The 21,018-nt window shown below is 67.5% G+C and carries 15 protein-coding genes and 5 pseudogenes; 11 read left to right on the top strand and 9 right to left on the bottom strand.

Going from position 1 to position 21,018, the window contains the following annotated elements; all coding sequences use genetic code 11:
• Nucleotides 1-33 precede the first annotated feature (33 nt).
• From OG978_RS00290 to OG978_RS00275, 4 genes and pseudogenes are all read left to right on the top strand, one after another.
• Nucleotides 34-222, top strand: coding sequence for a hypothetical protein (locus OG978_RS00290; protein WP_326763273.1), 189 nt, complete (start codon nt 34-36; stop codon nt 220-222).
• Nucleotides 223-1,254: 1,032 nt separating this feature from the next.
• The gene (locus OG978_RS00285; protein WP_326763272.1) at nt 1,255-1,482 is read left to right on the top strand and encodes a hypothetical protein; all 228 of its coding nucleotides are present in this window, start codon (nt 1,255-1,257) and stop codon (nt 1,480-1,482) included.
• Between the two features lie 111 nt (nt 1,483-1,593).
• Nucleotides 1,594-2,223: a hypothetical protein gene (locus OG978_RS00280; protein ID WP_442817629.1), complete on the top strand. Its 630-nt coding sequence runs from the start codon at nt 1,594-1,596 to the stop codon at nt 2,221-2,223.
• 435 nt (nt 2,224-2,658) lie between these two features.
• Nucleotides 2,659-2,856: pseudogene (locus tag OG978_RS00275) on the top strand (ISL3 family transposase); the annotation flags it as partial.
• A 33-nt stretch (nt 2,857-2,889) separates the two neighbouring features.
• Here the strand turns inward: OG978_RS00275 and OG978_RS00270 are convergent.
• Together OG978_RS00270 and OG978_RS00265 are read right to left on the bottom strand one after the other, a co-directional pair.
• Entirely contained in the window at nt 2,890-3,894 is a 1,005-nt protein-coding gene (locus OG978_RS00270) for an IS3 family transposase (protein ID WP_326763270.1), read from the bottom strand.
• Nucleotides 3,895-3,914: 20 nt separating this feature from the next.
• The gene (locus tag OG978_RS00265) at nt 3,915-4,298 is read right to left on the bottom strand and encodes a hypothetical protein (protein WP_266726502.1); all 384 of its coding nucleotides are present in this window, start codon (nt 4,296-4,298) and stop codon (nt 3,915-3,917) included.
• 71 nt (nt 4,299-4,369) lie between these two features.
• On the opposite strand from OG978_RS00265, the pseudogene OG978_RS00260 reads away from it, so the two are divergent.
• Both OG978_RS00260 and OG978_RS00255 read left to right on the top strand, forming a co-directional pair.
• Nucleotides 4,370-5,788, top strand: a pseudogene (locus tag OG978_RS00260) (ISL3 family transposase); the annotation flags it as partial.
• A gap of 41 nt (nt 5,789-5,829) precedes the next feature.
• A complete protein-coding gene (locus tag OG978_RS00255; RefSeq protein WP_326763268.1) occupies nt 5,830-6,225 on the top strand; it encodes a GNAT family N-acetyltransferase in 396 nt (131 codons plus the stop codon).
• A gap of 189 nt (nt 6,226-6,414) precedes the next feature.
• Here OG978_RS00255 and ltrA read toward each other — a convergent pair whose 3' ends face one another.
• Complete coding sequence (ltrA, locus tag OG978_RS00250; protein ID WP_326763267.1) at nt 6,415-7,869, bottom strand: group II intron reverse transcriptase/maturase; 1,455 nt, start codon at nt 7,867-7,869, stop codon at nt 6,415-6,417.
• 648 nt (nt 7,870-8,517) lie between these two features.
• Here ltrA and OG978_RS00245 point away from each other — a divergent pair.
• Nucleotides 8,518-8,781 (top strand): hypothetical protein, encoded by a 264-nt coding sequence (locus tag OG978_RS00245; RefSeq protein ID WP_326763266.1) that lies wholly within the window; start codon nt 8,518-8,520, stop codon nt 8,779-8,781.
• A 46-nt stretch (nt 8,782-8,827) separates the two neighbouring features.
• Nucleotides 8,828-8,956: a hypothetical protein gene (locus OG978_RS00240; protein WP_326763265.1), complete on the top strand. Its 129-nt coding sequence runs from the start codon at nt 8,828-8,830 to the stop codon at nt 8,954-8,956.
• A 106-nt stretch (nt 8,957-9,062) separates the two neighbouring features.
• On the opposite strand, the pseudogene OG978_RS00235 reads toward OG978_RS00240, so the two are convergent.
• A pseudogene (locus OG978_RS00235) lies at nt 9,063-10,722 on the bottom strand (transposase domain-containing protein).
• A 186-nt stretch (nt 10,723-10,908) separates the two neighbouring features.
• Between OG978_RS00235 and OG978_RS00230 the strand changes: the two are divergent.
• A pseudogene (locus OG978_RS00230) lies at nt 10,909-11,124 on the top strand (IS6 family transposase); the annotation flags it as partial.
• A 67-nt stretch (nt 11,125-11,191) separates the two neighbouring features.
• Here OG978_RS00230 and fxsT read toward each other — a convergent pair.
• The gene (gene fxsT / locus OG978_RS00225; protein WP_326763264.1) at nt 11,192-13,471 is read right to left on the bottom strand and encodes an FxSxx-COOH system tetratricopeptide repeat protein; all 2,280 of its coding nucleotides are present in this window, start codon (nt 13,469-13,471) and stop codon (nt 11,192-11,194) included.
• 77 nt (nt 13,472-13,548) lie between these two features.
• Nucleotides 13,549-13,977: a hypothetical protein gene (locus tag OG978_RS00220; RefSeq protein WP_326763263.1), complete on the bottom strand. Its 429-nt coding sequence runs from the start codon at nt 13,975-13,977 to the stop codon at nt 13,549-13,551.
• A gap of 364 nt (nt 13,978-14,341) precedes the next feature.
• Here OG978_RS00220 and OG978_RS00215 point away from each other — a divergent pair, with 364 nt between their 5' ends.
• Nucleotides 14,342-15,364, top strand: a complete 1,023-nt coding sequence (locus OG978_RS00215) for a DNA-directed RNA polymerase subunit alpha (RefSeq protein WP_326763262.1) — start codon at nt 14,342-14,344, stop codon at nt 15,362-15,364.
• A 139-nt stretch (nt 15,365-15,503) separates the two neighbouring features.
• On the opposite strand, the gene OG978_RS00210 is transcribed toward OG978_RS00215, so the two are convergent.
• Nucleotides 15,504-15,791 (bottom strand): hypothetical protein, encoded by a 288-nt coding sequence (locus OG978_RS00210; protein WP_326763261.1) that lies wholly within the window; start codon nt 15,789-15,791, stop codon nt 15,504-15,506.
• Between the two features lie 179 nt (nt 15,792-15,970).
• On the opposite strand from OG978_RS00210, the pseudogene OG978_RS00205 reads away from it, so the two are divergent.
• Nucleotides 15,971-17,661: pseudogene (locus OG978_RS00205) on the top strand (ISAzo13 family transposase).
• Nucleotides 17,662-18,684: 1,023 nt separating this feature from the next.
• Here the strand turns inward: OG978_RS00205 and OG978_RS00200 are convergent.
• Together OG978_RS00200 and OG978_RS00195 are read right to left on the bottom strand one after the other, a co-directional pair.
• The gene (locus OG978_RS00200; RefSeq protein WP_326763260.1) at nt 18,685-19,263 is read right to left on the bottom strand and encodes a hypothetical protein; all 579 of its coding nucleotides are present in this window, start codon (nt 19,261-19,263) and stop codon (nt 18,685-18,687) included.
• Nucleotides 19,264-20,363: 1,100 nt separating this feature from the next.
• Entirely contained in the window at nt 20,364-20,726 is a 363-nt protein-coding gene (locus OG978_RS00195) for a hypothetical protein (protein ID WP_326763259.1), read from the bottom strand.
• Nucleotides 20,727-21,018: the final 292 nt, after the last annotated feature.

Below are 21,018 nucleotides of genomic sequence, written 5' to 3'. Positions count from 1 at the left end.
TCGGCGCGCTGCTCATGGCCCAGGGTGCGATGGGTGGCCGGTCACATCGTGCTCTACCGCAAGGAAGCCGGTATCGACCACAGCGAGCTGCGCGTGCTGACCAAGGGCAGGCACGCGATGACGTACTCCAATGACGCCGGCTCCACTTGGACGGACACTGGCGCGGGAGCCGCCCCGCTGCGCGCCGCCTTCCACGCCCTGTACTTCCACTCCCGCTGGTGACCCCCATTCAGACCGAATGGTAGAGGGCCGCGGCTCAGGGTCTCGCACCTGGATGCGTGCGAGGCCCTGAGCCATAAGATCGCCTCTCCTTCGAACGCCGCAGTTCGCGAGGCCTGGTGTGGTGGCACTACCACGTCCAGCGGAACCTCACATGAGGTCAGGCATCCGGTGCGCCTTGCGCCCGGCCGGGGGTAGAACCGTCACCGGCGAGGTCGGTGCACTGCGCCAGCACGGCCCGGTGGACCGTGAGCGGGGCCGTCACCCGCGCCGAGCAGCCCTGTCGATCGTTCGGCTGGAGCCCCATGGAGCCCTCCGCCGAGAGGTGACCACCCTCCGCACCCACACACCTCACGGTCCCGGCCGGTCTTCCCCGGCCAGCCGGGGCTTTCCCGCGCTCAGGCACCGCTGCCGCTCGGACGGGGACTTCCTGGCCCGGTTGGTGGATCGGCTGCGGAAAGGGGGTGCTGCCCGTCGGGGGAGGGGGAGTTCGTTATGCCGTGGGTGAAGCCGTATGTGTGCAGGGACAGATTCCATGAACCGGTTGACTGCTTTGGCTTATGAGGGTGCGGAGGGTGGCCGCATCCGGTGAGGATGCGCCACCCTCTGGGGCGCCGCGCTGGAACGCGGTGATGCCCGGTCCCTGTTCCATGGTGCAGCCACGACGCCAGGGAGACCTCGGGTACGAGTACCCGAGACAGCGTTGCTAGGAGGGTGTCATCGCGTGCGTGCCTTCGGCAACGCCGGATGGACGGAAACGAATGAAAAAATTGGTTTCATTCTCCTGACCTGCAGCCTCCTGGTAGCCGGCTGCCGGCTCGTCCACCCGTTCGCCCGCATCGCGGACCCGGGCTCTGGACGTTCATGAATCAACGCCCTTGCCCGAAGGGCCACGCATTGTGATGGTCGGGTTACTGGTGAGAGGATCGCCGAACGTTGACGGACCGGACCTGGAAGTCCCCGTCAGCTGTTCACGGTGCAGCCCAAGTCCGCGCCCTATTCAGGGTTCTGACGCGACGCCAGTTGGAGACACGCATGCGTTCATCACTCTTCCCGCCGTCCTCGCCCAGCGCCTACCCGGGCGCGCTGACGCCCGGCGAGGTGGTCATCATCCTCGTCGTCATCCTCGTGGCAGGAGCCCTCGCCCTGGCCGGCCTGCCGATGTTCGGCGCTCTTGAGTTCATCGCAGGCGCCCTCTACGTCGCCGTCAGCTCGCTGAGGGCGATGCGCACGACGACAGCGCCCTCGCCCGAGGCAGTCTGACCCACCTATGGGACGGCGTGAGAACGCCGTCGCCGCAGAACCCGGCAGTCCGAAGCGCTCGCGCTGTGGCTACGTGCCCAGCGCGAGCGCCGAGGCGTCACCTACGCGGCGATGGCCAAACTGATCGGATACCGGTTCACCGCGACCATGCTCTCGCGCGGCGCCAGCGGGAAAGTCCCCTCCCGTAAACTCGTCGAAGCCTACGCACAAGCCTGCGACGCCGATCCCGCAGACGCGATCCGCCTGTGGAAAGCCGCCCGCCGCTCCGAGGAAGAACTCCGGCGTCGAGAGGAGACCACCACAGAGTTCCAGGACCTGGCCACCTCGGTGCGCTCCGCACTCACTCACCCGGAACTGATCGAGACCTTCGGTCAGTTACGCCGGGCGATGATCCAGGTCCGTGCCAGGGAGGGCCAGCCGTCTCTGGGCTACTTGCAATCCGAGGCCGGGCGGACCGCTGATGGCCGGCACTTCCGGCTCCCGAAGAGCAGTCTGAGCGCCGTTCTGCGGGGGGAAGCGGTCCCCTCCCGCGAGCACGTCACCGCGTTCATGGAAGCCCTCGGCGCTTCCCCCCGCAAAGTCAGACCGTGGGAACGAGCGTGGGACCGGATCGCGCAAACCCACGCCCGCCAGCCTCCGGCTGTCGTCGAGATCCGCGTCGCGGACGGCCGTGCCACCCCAACCCCCCGTCCTACTGATGACCGCAGCCGCGAACGGCCCCGACTACGACTACCTCCGTGACCAAGTGGTGAGCGACTACATGAACACCGACATGCCCCGCATCTGGAAGGGCCCGCAGCGCCCCTACCCGCCAGCAGGCCAGACTCGCTCCGGCCTGCCCATCCGGATCCCGCGACGCTACGAACGCCCAGCCCACCGCCTTCAGCCTCACAAAAAACCCAGCCCAACCAGCGCCACACCCGTCCTTGCCGCATTTGGCCGCCCACGCCCGGCCGCTTCCCAAGCCCTGGAGAAGACCCTTCAACTACGCCTGCTCCGTGACGCGTAGCCCGGGCGGTGCAGCCGTAAGCCCGGTGGCTTTATTCACCAGTAGTGGTTCTGGCTCAGGTTGTGTGGTCCGTGCACTGTGAGTAACGACTGAACTCCCTGGGGCGGCCAGGTAAGTTGCCTCAAAACGAGCAGTGGCATGCGTGGCTGGGCCGATAGTTCGTGGCTGTGAATGAGATCTTGTTCCGGCTGGAGGAGCTGTTGTTCCCGTCGATCGCGGATGTCGCGGTGCTGTCGGTAGACGTGAACATCGCGATAGTGCGTGTTGATGTGCGGTGCACCGCAGCTGGTGCCTCGTGTCCGGGTTGTGGGGCATGGTCAGCCAAGGTGCACGGCTCCTACCTGCGATTTCCCGATGATGTTCCGGAAGATTTCAAGTCCAGTGAGACGGTCGTGACGCTATGAGGTTTGTGGTGCGGGTTCCCTGCGTTTGGCCGGGTCGTTGATCCAGGCCGTCTGGGGTATCTCGGGTGGTCTGGGGCGGCGGCCGAAGCGTTCGGGGTGGCGGGCGTATGCCTCGGCGAGGGTGACCGCGCGCTGGTCGCGGACTTCCTCGGCGGTCCCGAAGTGGACGGAGGCTGGTGTGTGCCAGCCGATACCCGAGTGCCGGTGCTCATGGTTGTAATACGCGATGAACGCGTCGAACCACTCGCGGGCGTGGGCCAGCGAATCGAACCGTTCAGGATAATCCGACATGTACTTCGTGGTCTTGAACTGGGCCTCGCTGTAAGGGTTGTCGTTGGAGACCTTCGGCCTCGAGTGCGACCGCGTCACGCCCAGATCGATCAGTAGTTGGGAGACCTTCTTCGACGTCATCGAGGTGCCGCGGTCCGCGTGCACGGTCTGGGGCACGATGCCGTTGCGGGCGATGGTCTCGCGGATCAGCTCCTCGGCCCGCACAGCTGATTCGGCTCGCTCGACGGTGTGGCCGACGATATACCGGCTGAAGATGTCGATGATCACGTAGGCGTGATACCAGACGCCCTTGGCCGGCCCGGCCGCCTTGGTGATGTCCCAGGTGAACACCTGCGAGGGCCCGGTGGCGACCAGCTCGGGCACCGCCTTGGCGGGATGGGTGGCCTGCCGTCGGCGCTCACCGGACTGATCCTGCTCGCGCAGGATCCGGTACATCGTCGAGACGGAGCAGTGATAGCGCCCGGCATCCAGCTCGCGGGCCCAGATCTGCGCGGGCGCCAGCTCGGCGTACTCGTCGCCGTTCATCAACTCGAGTACCGCAGAACGCTCTTCGGCCGTCAGGGCCGACGGCTGCATCTGTGGGGCACGTGTTCTGCGTGGTGGTGGGGGCCGGAGCCGACGGTAATGCGTGGCGCGGGAGCGGCCGGTCAGCCGACAGGCGGCCGTGATGCCCAGCTGAACCTCGACGCTGGTGAACGCCTCGTCCACGACAGGGTCGGCGGCAGGCTTCAGTCCGCGCTCTCGGAGATCATTTCCAAGAGCGCGGAAGCTTTTCCCATCACCTCGAGTGCGGCCTTGTTCCGTGCCAGGTCCCTCTGCAACCGCTCCACCTGCTGCCGCAGCTTTTCGTTCTCCACCTCCGCGGCGGACTTCTTCGCACGGGCCGGGCTGGTCCGGCGGTCGACCAGGTTTTCCAGGGCCCCGGCATCCCGGGCGGCCCGCCACTCCTTGACATGCGAGTGGTAGAGCCGTTCCCTGCGCAGGACCGCACCCTTCTCGTTCCTGGGCGCGGCGTCGTACTCGGCGACGATTCGCAGCTTGTACTCCGAGGTGAAAGTGCGGCGCTTCGGCCTCGGCGCCGGCTCGGACCCGACGGGCTCTGTACTGGGCATAAGGGACGGTTCTCCTGTCGTGCCCTCTCAGGCTAACCCCGCAGAACGGGATGTCTCACCCAAGGCTGACAGAGAGGGTTCCGAGCGCGGGACGAAGCGTGGTTCTCCAGTTGCGGGTCCGCCGGTTCACCTGCGGGAACGTTGAGTGCGGACGTCGCACGTTCGTCGAGCAGATACCCGGCCTGACCCGGAGAAACGGTCAGCGGACCGAGCGGCTCCGCTCGACCCTGGCCTCGATCGGTCTTGCCCTGGCCGGCCGGGCCGGTGCCCGGCTGGCTGCCATCGTGGGCGGGGCGGTCAGCCGCAGCACGGTCCTGCGGTTGGTCGACGCGCTTCCCGAGCCGGAGGTGCCCGCTCCGCGGGTGGTCGGCGTCGACGAGTACGCCACCCGCAAGGGCCGCCACTACGGGACCGTTCTTGTGGACGTCGAGACCCGCCGGCCCATCGACCTGTTGCCTGACCGGGAGTCGTCGACCCTGGCTGCGTGGCTGGCCCAGCGGCCCGGAATCGAGGTGGTCTGCCGGGACCGCGCGCCGTTCTTCGCCGAAGGCGCCGCCGTCGGCGCCCCGCAGGCCGTGCAGGTCGCAGACCGGTGGCACCTCTGGCACAACCTCAGTGAGGCAGCCGAGCGGAGCATCGCCCAGCACCGGCGATGCCTGCGTGTCCTGGTGCCCGAGACACCTGAAACGCCCGAGGCGGAGCCAGGACCTGTGCAGGAGTCCTCCGACTCGCCTTGGCCGACCGGCCACCGGTTCGCCGACCGAACCCGGACCGTTCACGCCACGGTCCACGCCCTGGTGGAGGCGGGGCACAGCCGCCGCGCGATCCAGCGGCAGCTCGGCATGACCAGCCGAACCGTCAAACGGTACGCGGACGCTGCCAGGCCAGAAGATCTTTTCACCGGTCAGTGGCAAGCACGGCGCTCGGTTCTCGACGAGTACAAGCCCTATCTCGACGACCGCTGGAACGAGGGCGGAACGAACGCCTGGAAGCTGTGGGAGGAGATCGTTCCGCTCGGCTACACGGGCAGCTACCAGCGGGTTCGCGCCTACCTCCGCCAGAAACGCACTTCACCAGGGCCGGTGACGGCCCGTGCGCCTTCGCCCCGGATCGTCGCCGGGTGGGTCCTCCGCCGACCGGAAAGCCTCTCCGAGACTGAACAACTCCGCTTGAAGCACGTCCGGGCCAACTGTCCCGAAATCGATGCACTCACCAGGCACGTCCGGTCCTTCGCGACCATGCTCACCGAGCGCCAGGGCGAGCTCCTGCCGGACTGGCTCACCGCCGTGAGACAAGACGATCTCCCCAGCCTCCACACCCTCGCCGCGGGCATCGGCCGCGACCGTGACGCCGTCATCGCCGGCCTGACCCTCCCCTGGAGCTCTGGTGTCGTCGAAGGCCATGTCAACCGGATCAAGATGCTCAAGCGCCAGATGTTCGGCCGTGCCGGCTTCCGTCTCCTCCGGAAGCGGGTTCTCCTCGCCCAGTAGTCGATGCGGACCAAGTACCTTCTCGGCACTAGGATCTGGACGTGGCGATCAAGTATGAGTGGCAAGGCGACTTCGACAACGCATCCCTCAACAGATTGCACGCCGACGGTTTCGGATCCCCGGTCGCTCAGACCGACTGGCAAGCACGGCTTGAGCGCCACAGCCTTGGCTGGGTCTGCGCGAGGGAAAATGGCGATCTGATCGGATTCGTCAACGTTGTCTGGGACGGCGGAGCACACGCCTTCATTCTGGACACGGTGGTCGCCCAGCATCTTCGGTCGATAGGGGTTGGCGCCGCGCTTGTCGCAGTCGCAGCCAAAGAAGCCCGTGCCGCGAAGTGCGAGTGGCTCCACGTCGACTTCGAGGAACATCTGCGCTCGTTCTATTTCGACGCCTGTGGCTTCCGGGAGACAGCAGCAGGGCTGATCGCCCTGTAACACCACGGCCCGACCCCCTCAGCCCCGGTGCACACCGCCCCACTCATTCCCAGCTGTCACTCACCGTGTCGGCACCGCTGAGTAGGCCCGGAGCGCGGTGCCGGGATTGCTCCCGGTCCGTTTCTCCGGACCTCTCGCCGAACCCGCCGTGCGCCTCTCAGCGCAACGGGCTCTCCACGGTCTCTGCCGTCAGACGGGGTTCGCAGGGTGCCATGGGTTGGGGATCCTGCTGGCCCGGTATCGGTAACGGCTGACCGTGACCGATGCGATCTGGAACAGTTCGGCCCCGTCCGCCGCGATCGGTAGCCACCGCCCGGTGGGGGTGGTGAACCGGCGGCGGACTTCGCCCCAACTCCAGTGGTGACGTTCCCGCAGCATGCGGATCAGACGCCACCACACGAAGGCGTCAAGCTTCGTGAAGACATGCTTGGCGACAGCGTGCTTGAAGTAGTTGGCCCAACCGCGCATGATCTGAGTGAGTCTGATCAGCACGGTGGCGAGATCCTGCTGCGATGTCCTGCCTGTCACAGCACGGACCTTCGCCTTCAAGGACCGGATGGGCCGGTCCGCGATGAAGGTGTAGACGTGCCATCTGTCCGTGCCTCCTTTGCGTTTCCACTGGATGCGGAAGCCCAGGAAGTCGAACCCATCACTCATGTGCGCGATCCGGGTCTTCGCCTGCGACAGGCGCAATCCCAGAGGTTCGAGCACGTCAGCGACTTCTTCGCGCAGTGCCGCAGTGTCGGCCTCGGTGCCGTGCACCAGGACGACGAAGTCGTCCGCGTAGCGGACGACCCGCCACGTCGGCCGACCCTTGCGGCGCCGGTGGGCGCGTTTACCTTCGGTGGCCATCGTCCCGCCCGGCTCCCACGTCTCGTGCAGGTGCTCATCGAGCGCCGACAGAGCAATGTTCGCCAGCAGCGGGGAGAGGATGCCGCCTTGCGGGGTGCCGGTCAACGTCTCCTTGTTCTCACCGAGTTCAGTAAGAATCCCGGCCTTGAGGAAGGCTTTGACCAGCGACAGGACACGCTTGTCCTTCACCCGATGACGCACTCGGTCCATCAGGGCCGTGTGGTTGATCGAGTCGAAGCACGCCTCGATGTCCGCATCCAGCACCCAGCGATATCCCCGGGTGCCGAAATAGTGGATCTCGGCGATGGCGTCCTGGGCCCGCCGTCGGGGCCGGAACCCGTAGGAGACCGGCTTGAAGTCGGCCTCGAAGATCGGTTCCAGCACCAGTTTCAGCGCTGCCTGAGCGACCCGGTCCGCGATCGTCGGAATCCCGAGTTTACGGACCTTTCCCGAGCCTCCCGGCTTGGGAATGCTGCGTTCCCGCACCGGCAGAGGACAGAACGCACCGCCCTTGACGGCGACCCGCAGGTCGTTCAGGAATCCGGGGACACCGATGGATTCCTCGACGTCGGTGGCGGTCAGGCCGTCGACGCCGGGAGTCCGGGCTCCCCGGTTGCCCGCGACCCGGTCGAACGCCACCAACAGCGTCGCCGGATCGTGCACGAAGTTGAACAGGTCATCGAACCGGCGGCCGGGATCGGCCACCGCCCAACGGTGAAGCTTGGCCTGCATCTCCAGTACCCGGGCCCGAGGGCCCGGGGCTCCGCCATTCGGCGGGGCATCTTCCGGCATTGCAGCGTCCTTCCCTTCTCGATACCGCTGCCGCCCTTCCCCATGCGGCCGGCTTTCCCGGCCTCGGAGTACTACGGCGGCTCCGCCCCGTCCCGGACCGATCGGCGGTCGATGCGCCCAGCCCCGGCAGCCTGCTGGAGACAGGTAGCGGGGCGAGGTTCGGGACGGTTCCCGTGTTCACTGTGGTTCGCTCGACGGAGTAGGAGCCCGACTGTGTCCCTGCGGCATCGCCACGAGTACGCCGCAGGCTTTCCTCGTGGCCTCCCGGCCAGCTTTCGTAAACCGACCCAGGAGTTGTCAGACCACCCGAAAGGATGACCCGAGTACGCACCGCTTCCGGCCCAGATCCACCAGGTTGGAGCCGGAGGCTCGTTAAGAGACGTAAAACGCCGGTTCCTCGCGTACTCCTCTCCATCACACTTGCCGGACCCGCCCCATCTGGCAGTACTGGTCACGTCCCGGCTTCGTCAGGGCCGCTCTCACCCTCCCCGGCATCACCCGGATCAGGCTGCCCTCAGCTTCAACCCAGCTGCTGCGACAGCGGGTTGGTGCAGGCCTTCCACCTCCACTCGAACCAACAGCGCCTCACGGCGCAAACAGAAGTTGAGCCAGAACCCGTTTTCATGAACAAAGCCAGCTGGCCGCGCGGTGGCGGACCGGTCCGCAGAGGCAGCCGCCTGGCTGCGCGAGCTGGTGGCCGGCGGCGAACTCGCCGCGGACGAGGTTCTCGACGAGGCGGTCGACTCCGCGGTGCTGACCGGTCTGCTGGCGCTGCAGGAGGCGCGCACCGCGACCGATCCGAGCACGGCGGCGGAACTCTGCCTGAACGCCGTCCCTCACATCGCGCTCGTCACCCTGGCCAGCACCCATGGCCGAGGCCAAGGCGACCAGGGCGGTGCCACGTCCGGGTGACAGCGCCCGCTGGTGGGGCGGTACAACCTGGCGAGCCACGGTTCACGTGAACGAGGAGAACGCCAAGGTCGACACCGACACCCGCAACAACATGATCAAGCATTATGACGACGGCCAGAGACAGATGTACGCCATGTTGCGCGGGATGGCGACGAAACGCGGGCTCACGGACTAGGAGCTGGACGCGAGCCCCGGCGAGTACGAGGACCAACTCCAGACGCTCGCTGAACTTCTGAGTCGGCACTGTCAAGTTGAGTGAGTGGTCTCCCAAGGCCACGAAGTTAAGGACGCAGGGGAAACTGCAACTCGCCTGACAGCTGGGGACCTTGGGACGAGGTGGGAGCGATCAACTCCGCAGCGAGTGTGTAGCGCCCGCGTCCGAGGCGTTGCAGTATCCCTTCTTTGGTCCATTGTCCCAACTGGGCACAGAAGCTGCGGTAGTGGCTGATTTCTAGAGCGGCGGCGAGTTCGATGGTCCGCCAGGACCGGTCTGGCTCGGTGCGCAGGAGCTGGAGGGCCCGGTCCCAGCGGCTCGTCCCGGAGCGGGCGTTCATGGTCTCTGGCAGCCGCGGGGAGGGTCGTGAGGCGGCACGGGCAAGGACGTCGACGGCGATGGACACGATGTTCTGGCTGCGTGCGGGGCGCTTTTCGTTCTGTTCGACGGGGTAGCGCGAGACAGGGCACTTCACTTTCCGGGCGCTGAGGCGGGCGCGGCGAGGCGGCAGGAGGTTGTTCAGGATGGCTTTACCGATGGCTTCGGCCCGAGGGGTGGCGGTGGCCGGGATGATGCCGCTCGCGGTGATGACCTGGTCGCGGGTGGCCTGGAGGGCCACGGTGAAGCCAGCGCGGTCGGGGTCGGTCCCCGGTGCGGACTCCACGGCATCGACCATGGCGCGGCGCAACGTCTGGTAGAGGGCGAGCTGGGCCCAGAGTTCTTGCTCCAGGCCGAAGGGGTCGGCCGATCGCAGGACTCGGCCGGCGAACAGTGTGTGGCGCAGGGCCAGGAAGGATGACTCGACCTCCCAGCGTTCGTGGTACAGGTGCACGAGGCGCGCGGCCGGGTCGGCCCGGTGGTCCAGCAAGGTGGTGGCGAGCCGGTAACGGTCGCGGATGCGGTGCCCGTCGCCGCACATGACGGTCACGTCTGCGTCGATGATGCGGAAGGTCCGGCCGTCGATGCGAGTGAGGAAAGAGCCGTCGGGCAGCGCGGCCCAGATGGCGGATCAGCATCTGGGCTCCGGTGTCGCCCACCGCGGTGAGGAAGCCGCTGCCGTCGAAGGCCCGGTCGGCGAGCAGTAGCATGCTCGGGTTCAACAGCGGCAGCAACCGACGGGCGTAGATCGTCTCTCCGGTGTTGGTCGGGCCGAACACCGCACCGAGCAGTCCGCGGGTGCCCGTCTCGCACAGGGCCATCAGCCGCAGGTGTGGATAGCCCTCCAGGCCGCCACGGGTACGCCGGATCTTGCCCAGAAGAGCGCGGATACGGGGCTGGTCAGGGGCTTCAATGGAGCTGCAGCCGTCGAAAGCGACCGTCCGCCATCGCCGATAGCACACCCCCGGCGTCGCGGGCTGAGCCAGGGGCCCGGCCATGACCTCGAACAGTGCCTTCAACGGAGCGGGCCCCAGCCGTCGGCGTAGATCGCGCAGGGCCTTCTCCGACGGGGCCGGTAGTGGTAGTCCGTGCAGGCCAGCGACCAGCTTGTCCCACACCCGCGCGTACCCGAGACCGGGAAACAGCCCCAAGGCCAGCACGAAGTACACACCCACCCGGGACGGCAGCTGTCGCAGCCGGTGCTGCACGGCTCGCGTCTGTTCCAGCACGTCATCGACGAGCTCGAAGGGTAGGTACTGGGTCAGCTCGCCCAGGTGGCCAGGAGCGAAGACACCATCCGCAACCGTGATGGTACGGGTGAGCGTCGTGGTGGCAGACTGGTCGGACAACGGGACCTCTCGCGGCAGGAAGACTTTGGTCGGTCTCCCGCTTCTACCAGAGGTCCCGTTCTCGCATCCCCAAGGTCCCCAACCGTCAGGCGAGTTGCAGTTTCCCCCACGCCCTTAACTTCGTGGCCTTGAGTGGTCTCCGGGCCGGAATGGTAGCCGGGTTTGTTGATCGTTCGGGAGTAGCTGGTGGCGGAGGGCGCCGGGGAAGGGCCGTCGTACAAGGGGTTCCGGTTTCCGGCGGAGGTCATCTCCCACGCAGTATGGCTGTACCACCGCTTCCCGCTCTCCTTCCGCGAAGTCGAGGAGCTGCTCCTGGCACGCGCGATCACCGTCTCCCATGAGGCGATCCGCCGGTGGTGCGACCGGTTCGGCCCCCGCTACGCGGCCGCCCTGCGCCGCCGCACCCGCACGACCGCCTCATGCACGACCAGAAAGACGCCCCGCCCACCAGGATCTTCGCGGTCCCTCTTTACAACGGAGGCTCCCCAAGACCATCCCCCGCCGACCGCCACCGGGACAGAGCATCACGAGCAGAACAAGTGTCGGGGTGTTCGTTGCCAAGCAACCGCTCGCGATCGGCGAGCACGCGCTCTTCGATTTCGATGGCGTCGTTGGTGCGCCCGGCCTGCCGGTAGGAGGCGGCGAGGTTGGCGCGGGCGCTCAGGGTGTCGGGGTGTTCGTTGCCGAGGAGTCGCTCGCATTGGGCGAGGACGGGCTCTTCGATTTCGATGGCGTCGTTGGTGCGCCCGGCCTGCCGGTAGGAGGCGGCGAGGTTGGCGCGGGCGCTCAGGGTGTGGGGGTGTTCGTTGCCGAGGAGTCGCTCGCATTGGGCGAGGACGGGCTCTTCGATTTCGATGGCGTCGTTGGTGCGCCCGGCCTGCCGGTAGGAGGCGGCGAGGCTGGCGCGGGCGGCCAGGGTGTCGAGGTGTTCGTTGCCGAGGAGTCGCTCGTACTCGGCGAGGACGTGTTCGAGCAGGTTGATGGCGTCGTTGGTGCGCCCGGCCTGCCGGTAGGAGGCGGCGAGGCTGGCGCGGGCGGCCAGGGTGTGGGGGTGTTCGTTGCCGAGGAGTCGCTCGTACTCGGCGAGGACGTGCTCTTCGATTTCGATGGCGTCGTTGGTGCGCCCGGCCTGCCAGTAGGAGGCGGCGAGGCTGGCGCGGGCGGCCAGGGTGTCGGGGTGTTCGTCGCCCAGCAGCCGCTCGCAGTCGGCGACCATGTGTTCCCAGTACGTCGAGGAGGCGCTGTGCAGGTGAGCATTGAGGAGGCTTGCTCCCGTGCGGTAGAGCACGGGGTGGGCGTCGGGCGTCCATAAGGACTCTCCGGCATGGGTGGTGAGGGAATCCGTGTTGGCGCGTAGCGTGCTGGCCAGTTCGCGCTGGGTGTGGTCGGGGTCTGGCCATATTTCGACGAGGGTGTCGGCGGCGGTGACGGCGGTCGTCGGCTGCTGGTCCTGAGGAGTGGTCTCGCGCACGGCGCGTGCGGTGAGCGCGTGGATACGCACCGCTCGGGGGTTGTCGGCGGAGTCGTACGTGATCAGTCCGTACCGGTCGAGGAGCCGCAGCGCTGCGGCTGCCTCGTCACCCGTGACGGTCCGCACCGCGCTCCTGCGCCGTCGGCGCAGGCCGAGGTTCCGCCGAGCCGGGACGGCGGCGCGCTGTTGCTGGATGAGGTAGGTGAGGAAGGCGTTGGTGGTCCATAGGGCGGCGGGTTGTCCGGCGGGGTCGAGGTAGGCGGTGATGCGGAGGGCGGTGCGGGCCAGGGGTCCGTGGGGGTCCTGGTCGGTGGCGTCGAGGGCGAGGAGCAGGGTGGTGGTGACCTGCCGGCCGTAGCGTTCGGCGTCGGCCCAGTGGGGCAGGAGTTTGTCCAGGTGCGTGGCGCGGTCGGTGAACTGTTCCAGGTAGGTGCTGCAGGAGGTGTTCTCGCGAAGCATGTAGGCGGCGGCGTGTCCCAGTGCCAGCGGCAGGTGTCCGAGTGCCTCGGCGAGGGCCGGGGCTCGGTGGTCGGCCAGGTGGGCTTTGTGGTCGTGGGTGAGGCGGGTGGTGAGGTAGTCGGTTGCTTCGGTTGGGGTGTAGACGTCGACGTCGATGCGGGTCCGGCCGCCGCCGGTCAGGCGCGGGTCTTTGAGGCGGGTGGTGGCAAGGGTCCAGCCGGTGCCGCGCTGGCTGTCTGGCCACCAGGGCTCGATCGCATCCGGGTTGGTGATGTCGTCCAGGATGACCAGCCATCGTCGGTCGGTGGCCGCCAGCCAGCTGAGGAAGGCTCGTGCGTCCGTTTCCAGGTCCGTGCCGGTATGGCCGGGCGCCTGCACGAGCGCAGCGGCCTGCGCATAGACGGTCAGAACCTGTTGGATATCGGTTGCCGGCGTCCACACCACCAGATCGGCGCCGTCCGTGACCGCTTCACGGGCGTAGGCGGCGGCCAGCTGCGACTTGCCCACCCCGCCGCCGCCCGACATCACCTGCACAGACGCACGCGTACCGGACCGCGACCGCTCACCGTGCGGGGTGTCACTCGCCAGCACGACGCTCCGGCCGTGCCCGCGGGCCTCGTCGACCGCCTGACGCAGTACCTCGCGCGGCTGGAACGCGGACGCCAGCACCGGCACCGTCCCCACCACCACCGGCCACCCCACCGGCACGCCGGCCTCTGCCACGTACTGCTTGTCCACATACGTGACCCGGCTGTTGTCACCCAGCGCGGAACCGGTGATCCCCCCGCCCGCCGCGACCCCACCTGCCCCAGCGGACACTCTGCGCGCCGCCCCCGCCCCTGGGGGAGTCGCACCGTCTCCAGACTTACGCCCGCGACGGGCCCGAGGGAAAAGGCTCACCGCTCGCTTCCCTCACCCAGGGCACTGTCGGTGATGTCGCCACCAGCCGCGACCCCGTCCCGCCCGGCACGCACATCATCCCCATCCCGCCGCGAGGAGCCCATCCTCGGCGGGGTGCGGGGACCGGTCACCTTCGAGTCCTTTCCGAGAGCGGAGCCCGTGATGTCACCACCGGCCACGACCGCACCACGACCACCACGCACACGGCGCCCGCTCGCGGATCCACCGCCGCGGAACAGCGCGACCACCGACACCAGCAACGCCACCAGCGCCACCATCGAACCCACCACGCTCGCAGCCTGACCAGCCGTGTCCAGATCAGCCAGAACCGCCACCAAAACCAGCCCCACCGTTCCCAGGAACGCCACCACCGCCGTCACCCACACCCACACCCGCGCCACCCCCGCCGAAGCCACAAAGCTCACCGACCTTCCCGCAACAGACCACATGAACAAAGCAGTTCAAATCTCAAGAGCCGAGAATCCAATGTGCCGTCAGCTCTACTGAGACCGTAGCGGCCCAGCGCTCCCTCGCCCCAGCCAAACAGGAAAGCCCACCCCCGCCGACGCATCCGTGCCAGCTGCCGTCCTCCCGCCGATGGCGCTGCGGCTACCAGCTCATCCCGAGGGCATCCAGGTCCGCACTCACTCCTGTGCGCCGTTCCATCCTGCGGAAATCTGTGCTTTGCCCCGAGCCGGGCGGTGCGGCCTCTTGTGAGGTCGTATTGCCGATACCGTGCGGTGTCTACGGCGTCAAATAGCGGGCGCCGAAAAATGGAGGCAGCACCCTATGCTGATTGCTCAGCGTCCCGCGTTGACCGAAGAGGTTGTCGATGCGTTCCGCTCCCGGTTCGTGATCGAGCCGCTGGAGCCGGGCTTCGGCTACACCCTCGGCAACTCTCTCCGCCGTACGCTCCTCTCCTCGATCCCCGGCGCTGCTGTCACCAGCATCCGGATCGACGGTGTCCTGCACGAGTTCACCACCGTGCCGGGCGTCAAGGAGGACGTCACCGACCTCATCCTCAACATCAAGCAGCTGGTCGTCTCCTCGGAGCACGACGAGCCGGTCGTGATGTACCTGCGCAAGCAGGGCCCCGGCCTGGTCACCGCTGCTGACATCGCCCCGCCGGCCGGTGTCGAGGTCCACAACCCGGACCTGGTCCTGGCCACGCTGAACGGCAAGGGCCAGCTGGAGATGGAGCTGACCGTCGAGCGCGGTCGCGGCTACGTCTCCGCCGTCCAGAACAAGCAGGCGGGCCAGGAGATCGGCCGTATCCCGGTCGACTCCATCTACTCGCCGGTGCTCAAGGTCACGTACAAGGTCGAGGCGACCCGCGTCGAGCAGCGCACCGACTTCGACAAGCTGATCGTCGACGTCGAGACCAAGCAGGCCATGCGTCCCCGTGACGCCATGGCTTCGGCCGGTAAGACCCTGGTCGAGCTGTTCGGTCTTGCCCGCGAACTCAACATCGACGCCGAAGGCATCGACATGGGCCCGTCCCCGACGGACGCCGCCCTCGCCTCTGACCTCGCGCTGCCGATCGAGGAGCTGGAGCTCACGGTCCGTTCGTACAACTGCCTCAAGCGCGAGGGCATCCACTCCGTGGGTGAGCTCGTGGGCCGCTCGGAGGCCGACCTGCTCGACATCCGTAACTTCGGTGCGAAGTCGATCGACGAGGTCAAGGCGAAGCTGGCCGGCATGGGCCTGACTTTCAAGGACAGCCCGCCCGGATTCGACCCGACGGCCGCGGCGGACGCGTTCGGCGCTGGCGACGACGCCGACGCCGGGTTCGTCGAGACCGAACAGTATTGACAGGGCGATTCACGAGGTTCGGCGCTGGCGCCCGTCCGCGCCGGATGCGCGCCACCGCTTGGGCGTCCGCCCCTTCCCCGCTGGGGCCTTCACGGCCAGGCAACCAACGACCCCGGTCCGTGCAACGCCGCTCCGCTCCTCAGTACCGGAGTGCCTGGTTGAGTTCGTCGATGGTGGTGGCCCGCAGTTCTGGCGTGTACGCGTTGGTCACCTCGTCCGGGGTGACGCCGAGACCGCGGGCGAGCTGCCCGGTCTGCGCGGGAGTGAGCCCGTTGGTTAGTGCGATCGACGCCCACACGAGGAAGAAGCGGCGCCGCGGGACGGTGACACCGTCCAGCTCGTCGACCGCGTCGAGGTCCCAGTTCATCAGCCGGGCGTGGTGAAGCAGCCACCGGTAGAACTCACTGTCTCCCGCACTGATCCGCATGAATTTCTCCCTGGTCGCCGTGGTGCCCTCAGGCCGCGACTCCGCGGCCGCGGGCATGTGTTCAGCCTGCATGGCACGCTCGTGGCCGCGGGCGCGGCTTACGGATGTTTCCTGTTTCGTATTTAGGGCTCGTAAAGAATCAACACGTTGCTTCACGGTCTCCCTGTCGTTGGTGTGGTATGCGCATACCGAGTGAGGTTCGTGACCAACTTGCCCTGAGATTCGGAGTGTTGTTCCCTCATCTGAATGAGCGGCAGCAGCGGCTGGCGCTGGCCGCCGAGGCCCGGCTGCTGGGGCACGGTGGGGTCCGGGCCGTCGCGCGTGCCGCAGGGGTGAGCGAGACGACGGTGCGGAAGGGTGTCTTCGAGTTGGAGGGCGGTGAGGACCCACTGCCCGATGGCCGGGTCCGCCGGGACGGCGGCGGTCGCAAGAGCGCCGAGAAGCTTGACCGGCTGCTCGTTCCGGCGTTGCTGGCGCTGGTCGAGCCGGATGAGCGGGGGATCCGATGTCGCCGCTGCGGTGGACGACCAAGTCGCTGCGGTCTCTGGCCGGGGAGCTGACGCGGCAGGGCCATACCGCGTCGGCGCCGACCGTGGGCAGGCTGCTGCGGGAGAACGGTTTCAGTCTGCAGGCCAATGCCAAGACCCTTGAGGGCGCTCAGCACCCCGACCGGGACGCGCAGTTCCGGTACATCAACGACCAGGTCAAGGACCATCAGGCGGAGGGCGAGCCGGTGGTCAGTGTGGACACGAAAAAGAAGGAAGTCGTCGGGGATTTCAAGAATGCGGGACGTCAATGGCGGCCGGCCGGTGAACCCGTGCGGGTTGACGTCCATGACTTCCCCAGCGATGCACTGGGCAAGGCCCTGCCTTATGGCATCTACGATCTGGCGGCGGACACCGGCTGGGTGAATGTCGGTACGGATCACGACACCGCAGCCTTCGCGGTCGAATCGATCCGCCGTTGGTGGAACGGGCAAGGACGCCTCGACTACCCGCAGGCCAGACGTCTGTTGATCACTGCCGATGCCGGCGGCTCCAACGGCTACCGCACCCGGGCCTTCAAGACCGAGTTGGCCGCGTTCGCCGCCCGGACCGGCCTGGCCGTCACGGTCTGCCACATGCCGCCGGGCACATCGAAGTGGAACAAGGTGGAGCATCGGCTGTTCTCCGCGATCACCATGAACTGGCGCGGCAGAGCGCTGAACAGCCACGAGGTCGTCGTGCAGTCCATCGCCGCGACCACCACCCGCACCGGTCTCACCGTCCACGCCGAACTCGACACCGGCACCTATCCCACCGGTGTGAAGGTCAGCGACACCGAGCTGAACGCGGCGCCGGTCACCGGACATGCCTTCCACGGCGAATGGAACTACACCGTGCACCCCCACCCCGCCAGCCCGGCAGACCCCACCAGGCCGACGCCCGGGCCGGCGGCGGTCTTCGACCGCGGTGCCCTGTCACATCCCGCGCTGACCGGCATGACCTGCACCGCACTGGCCGAGCTGACCGAGACCCTGACCCCTGGCTGGCAGGCGCTGCAGAAACAGGACCCGGCCACCCGACGCGACGGCGGCACCCGGCGCCGGGCCCCGGGCGGCGGCCGCAAAGCCAAACTCGACCTGGCCGACCGGGTCCTGGCCACCGTGCTGCAACAAAACCTCGCTCTGCCGCCTACCGTGCTGGCCCACCTCTTCGCCGTCAGCAAGGACACCATCCGCCACACCACCAGCGAGATCCGACGACTGATGGACCAGCACGCGCACACACCCCAGCCCCCAGCAGCACACCTCAGCACCCTGGCAGGACTCCTCGTCCACGCCACCGCACACGGCGCGACCCTCACGACAGAGACCAAACCAACGTGTTGATTCTTTACGAGCCCTTAGCCGCAGCCCAGGCAATGAACGGAGTATGCCCCTGGCATACTCCGTTCGCTGGAAGTTGGTAGCTGTGCAGTGCCCGCGTGCGTAGCATCGGCGGTGTCGTCGTGAGACGCAGGAACGGGGCCGTCCCCTGAAGGAACGGCCCCGCGGAGCGGTCGCCGGGCTACAGCGGGAGCCGACTGAGTAAGTCGAGCAGCAACTCGACTGCACTCAGGTAGAAGCTCCACGCGGCGTAGTCCGGCGCATCGTCCCACTTCATGATCTGCCTCCTCGACAAGGCCGGGAGAGGCACTTCCTCCCTCCAGCCAGCTGGTCCGGAGGGAAACCCGCGAAGAGGGACACCGCGCGATCGCACTCTAAGCGCCGGGGCACGGCCACCCTCCGCCATGAACGAAAGTGCACGCTCGGTGCCCCTTCCTGACCGAGTACGAAACCGCCGCGATGGCAGGACCGGAGCGCCGGGAGCACGCTGGAGTCATGACCAGCGCGCCGATCACCGTGCACCAGCCCGCCGGCACGGGCGGCCGACGCGTCACCGTGCACACCCACGGCCGTGCCCTTGGCGCAGGCCCCCAGGCTCCCGCGCCCAGCATTCGCGCCGCCCAGGCCGACCTGCTCGATGTTCTTCCCGGAGAGCGTCTGTCCGACCTCGATGAACTGCGAGCCCGAGGCGTGCTCGGTTCTCGCCCGGCGGCGCCCCGTCCCCGCGGCGGACCTTCGGAACCGGTGGCCGCACCGCCGAGGAACAGCCCTGCCATCCCGCCTGACACTCCCTCAGCGATGGTGCGGCACCTGAGTGCTGCCGCGCCCGCGAAACGCCCGGTGGGCGGCACTCCACCCCCTCCATTGGCTGACGCGCCGAACGGGCTGATGACTCGTTCCGCCTGTCGTGAGGAGCGGGGAGCGGGGAGCTGCCAGCCCGAGTGCGAAGGAGCCCTGACGGCTCGTGTAGGCCGTCAGGGCTTCGTGTCGTTTGCCGCCGGGGTGAGGCTGGCTGGGGTGAGGGGGTCAGGGTTGCGGTCGCAGGACCTTCCAGAAGGCGACGTCGGCGTTGGCGCGGTTGGAGTAGGCGCTGGTGTCCACGTCGTACCGGGCGCCGGTCGCGGTGCTGACGTCGTTGGTGTCCAGGAAACCGCCCCTGTTGTGGTAGGTGCTCCACAGCTGGACGGTGTCGTTGAAGCGGACGAGGCCGTCCAGGGGCGCGGAGGTGGTGTCGAAGATCTGCCAGCGGCTGCTGTTCTCGTCGCGGTCCTTGCCCCAGGCGGTAGTGACGTCGTAGATGCCACCAGAGCTCTGCTGGCCAGCACTGGCTGCGCCGTTGACGTCCAGGTAGCCGCCGTTACCGTCCCAGAGATTGCGCAGGTAGACGATGTCGCCACTCCTCACCGGGGAGCCGGCGGCCTGGCAGGAACCGGAGACGATCTCCCAGGTACCGGTGCCCGGCGCGCGCGTGGCGGTGGGGGCCGTGGAAACTGCCAGCTTGGCCCCTGGCGCGCTGGAAGTGCCATTGGTGTCGAGGTAGCCCCCGTCGCCCTGATAGAGGTTCTGCAGGTGCAGCCGGTCGCCGTAACGCAACTCGTTCGCCATCACTGGTTCCTCTCTTCGGTGGATCCGCGCTGAGCCGGTTCCCGCTCTGGACAGCAGGCGGGGCCCGACACTTCGGATGGTGTCGGCGGCGGCGACGACGCGCCCGGGCAATACATGCAAAGCACACCTTCAGATGAATTGAACTGATAGCGCGCGTACTGGGCGAACAGTCTTTTCAGGACAAAGGTGCGAGCGGGTGCATCCTCTTGCCGACCGCGTGCGGACACGAAAGAAGTGGCGGATACGGCCCGCCCTGCGCCCTTCGGTGTATGTGGAACTGGTCAGCCAGAGGTCTGGGACCGGGGTCCCGTGTGGGATAGCGCGAGTTCATAGGCCCAACCAGCTCGCCAACTGCGGTGCATAGCACCGCAAACAAGGCACTACGCGTTAACGGCGGCAATCAAATCTTCCGGTACGCCGGGGACCAGGGGGCTTCGAACCCGCGGGTGAACGTCTCCGGCAGCCTCAAGCGCATCGCGGTGGGCTCCCGGACGAACGTGTGGGGCGTCGATCCCGCCAGCATGTGCTGGGAGTGGTGTGGGCTGGGGTGTTGCGGGTTGGTTGAGAACCAGTCGGGAACGGGCTGGTCGGGGTGGTGGGTGGTCTGGCCTGGGAGTGTCTCATCTGTGACCTGCTGTGGTCGGGGCCTGGGTCGTGCCGTGGGCGGCCGCCCCGTCGCTGTCGTGATCGTTTTTCATCTCAAATTCGTCCTTCTTCCTGCTCGGATTCAAGGGATTCTTTATGGGATTCCCGCAGGGTGGATTCTGAGTACGTTTCAGGGCCCGAGAGAGGGTTTCTCTCGGGCCCTTCGGGTGTTGATTGCGGGTCAGTTTTTGATGGTGGGTGAGTGGTGATTCTATGGGGTTGTCGGGATTGGTGCGCACGGCCCTGGGCTGTCGGTGCGGCGCATCCTGAAGGGTATGGGTGAGAACGACGAGGTCCAGGGCGGTGTCGCCGGACCGGTGTCGGCGCCGGCGGTGTTCGTCGTGGGGAGAAGTTGGACCGTGGCCGGTGGCCGGTGGCCGGTGGCCGGTGGCCGGTGGGCAGGCCGGTGCCCCGGTCCGGCTGGTGGGCCGGGCCGGGGCACCGGTGGGGGTGTGTCAGGTTCCGAGGTATTCGAGGAGCCAGCTGATAGGCACGTCGTCTGCGGAGTCTCCGCCGTCCTTCTTCATGCGGCCGATGACGACTTTCTGGGTGCCGGCGGGGAGCCGTTCGCCGAGGCGGTTGCCGTTGTCGGGGACGGTCCGGGGCTGGACACCGCCCCAGGTGCTGCCGGTGTAGATGCTCACGCCGAGTTTGGTGTCCGCCCAGGCGCAGCCGAAGCTGAGCCAGCAGTCGCCCCACGGGCCGGCGTTGGGCGGCGGCACGGTCAGGATGATGGTGTGCTTGTAGTGGATGAGACCGCCGGTCTCGGTGAACGCGAAACCGTGCGGGATCTCACCGAGTTGAAAGTTGTTGGCCACAGATACTCCTTGCTCAGCAGGGGTGCGGCACATCACACGGTATGAGCAGGACCGATCTCTTGATCTCCTGCCGGAGACAAACCCCCGGTTCGAGCGGACCTGAAGTACGCCCGGCGGCTTCCACCGCGCCCGTACGCCTCTCCCCACCAGCCAGGTTCGGCACCCGCGGACCAGGGCCACCCATCTGACTGGCGGCGGCGTTGAGCACCAGGCCCAGCCAACGGATCCTGGTTCTCGCCACACCCGCGCCGGACCGTCGACGACCTCGCCTCCCACGCCCACGCGATCGGCG

The sequence above is a fragment of the Streptomyces sp. NBC_01591 genome, from assembly GCF_035918155.1.
Taxonomy (GTDB): domain Bacteria; phylum Actinomycetota; class Actinomycetes; order Streptomycetales; family Streptomycetaceae; genus Streptomyces.
The sequence above is the reverse complement of the archived record's forward strand: the minus strand, read 5'-3'. Positions and strand labels throughout refer to the sequence as shown.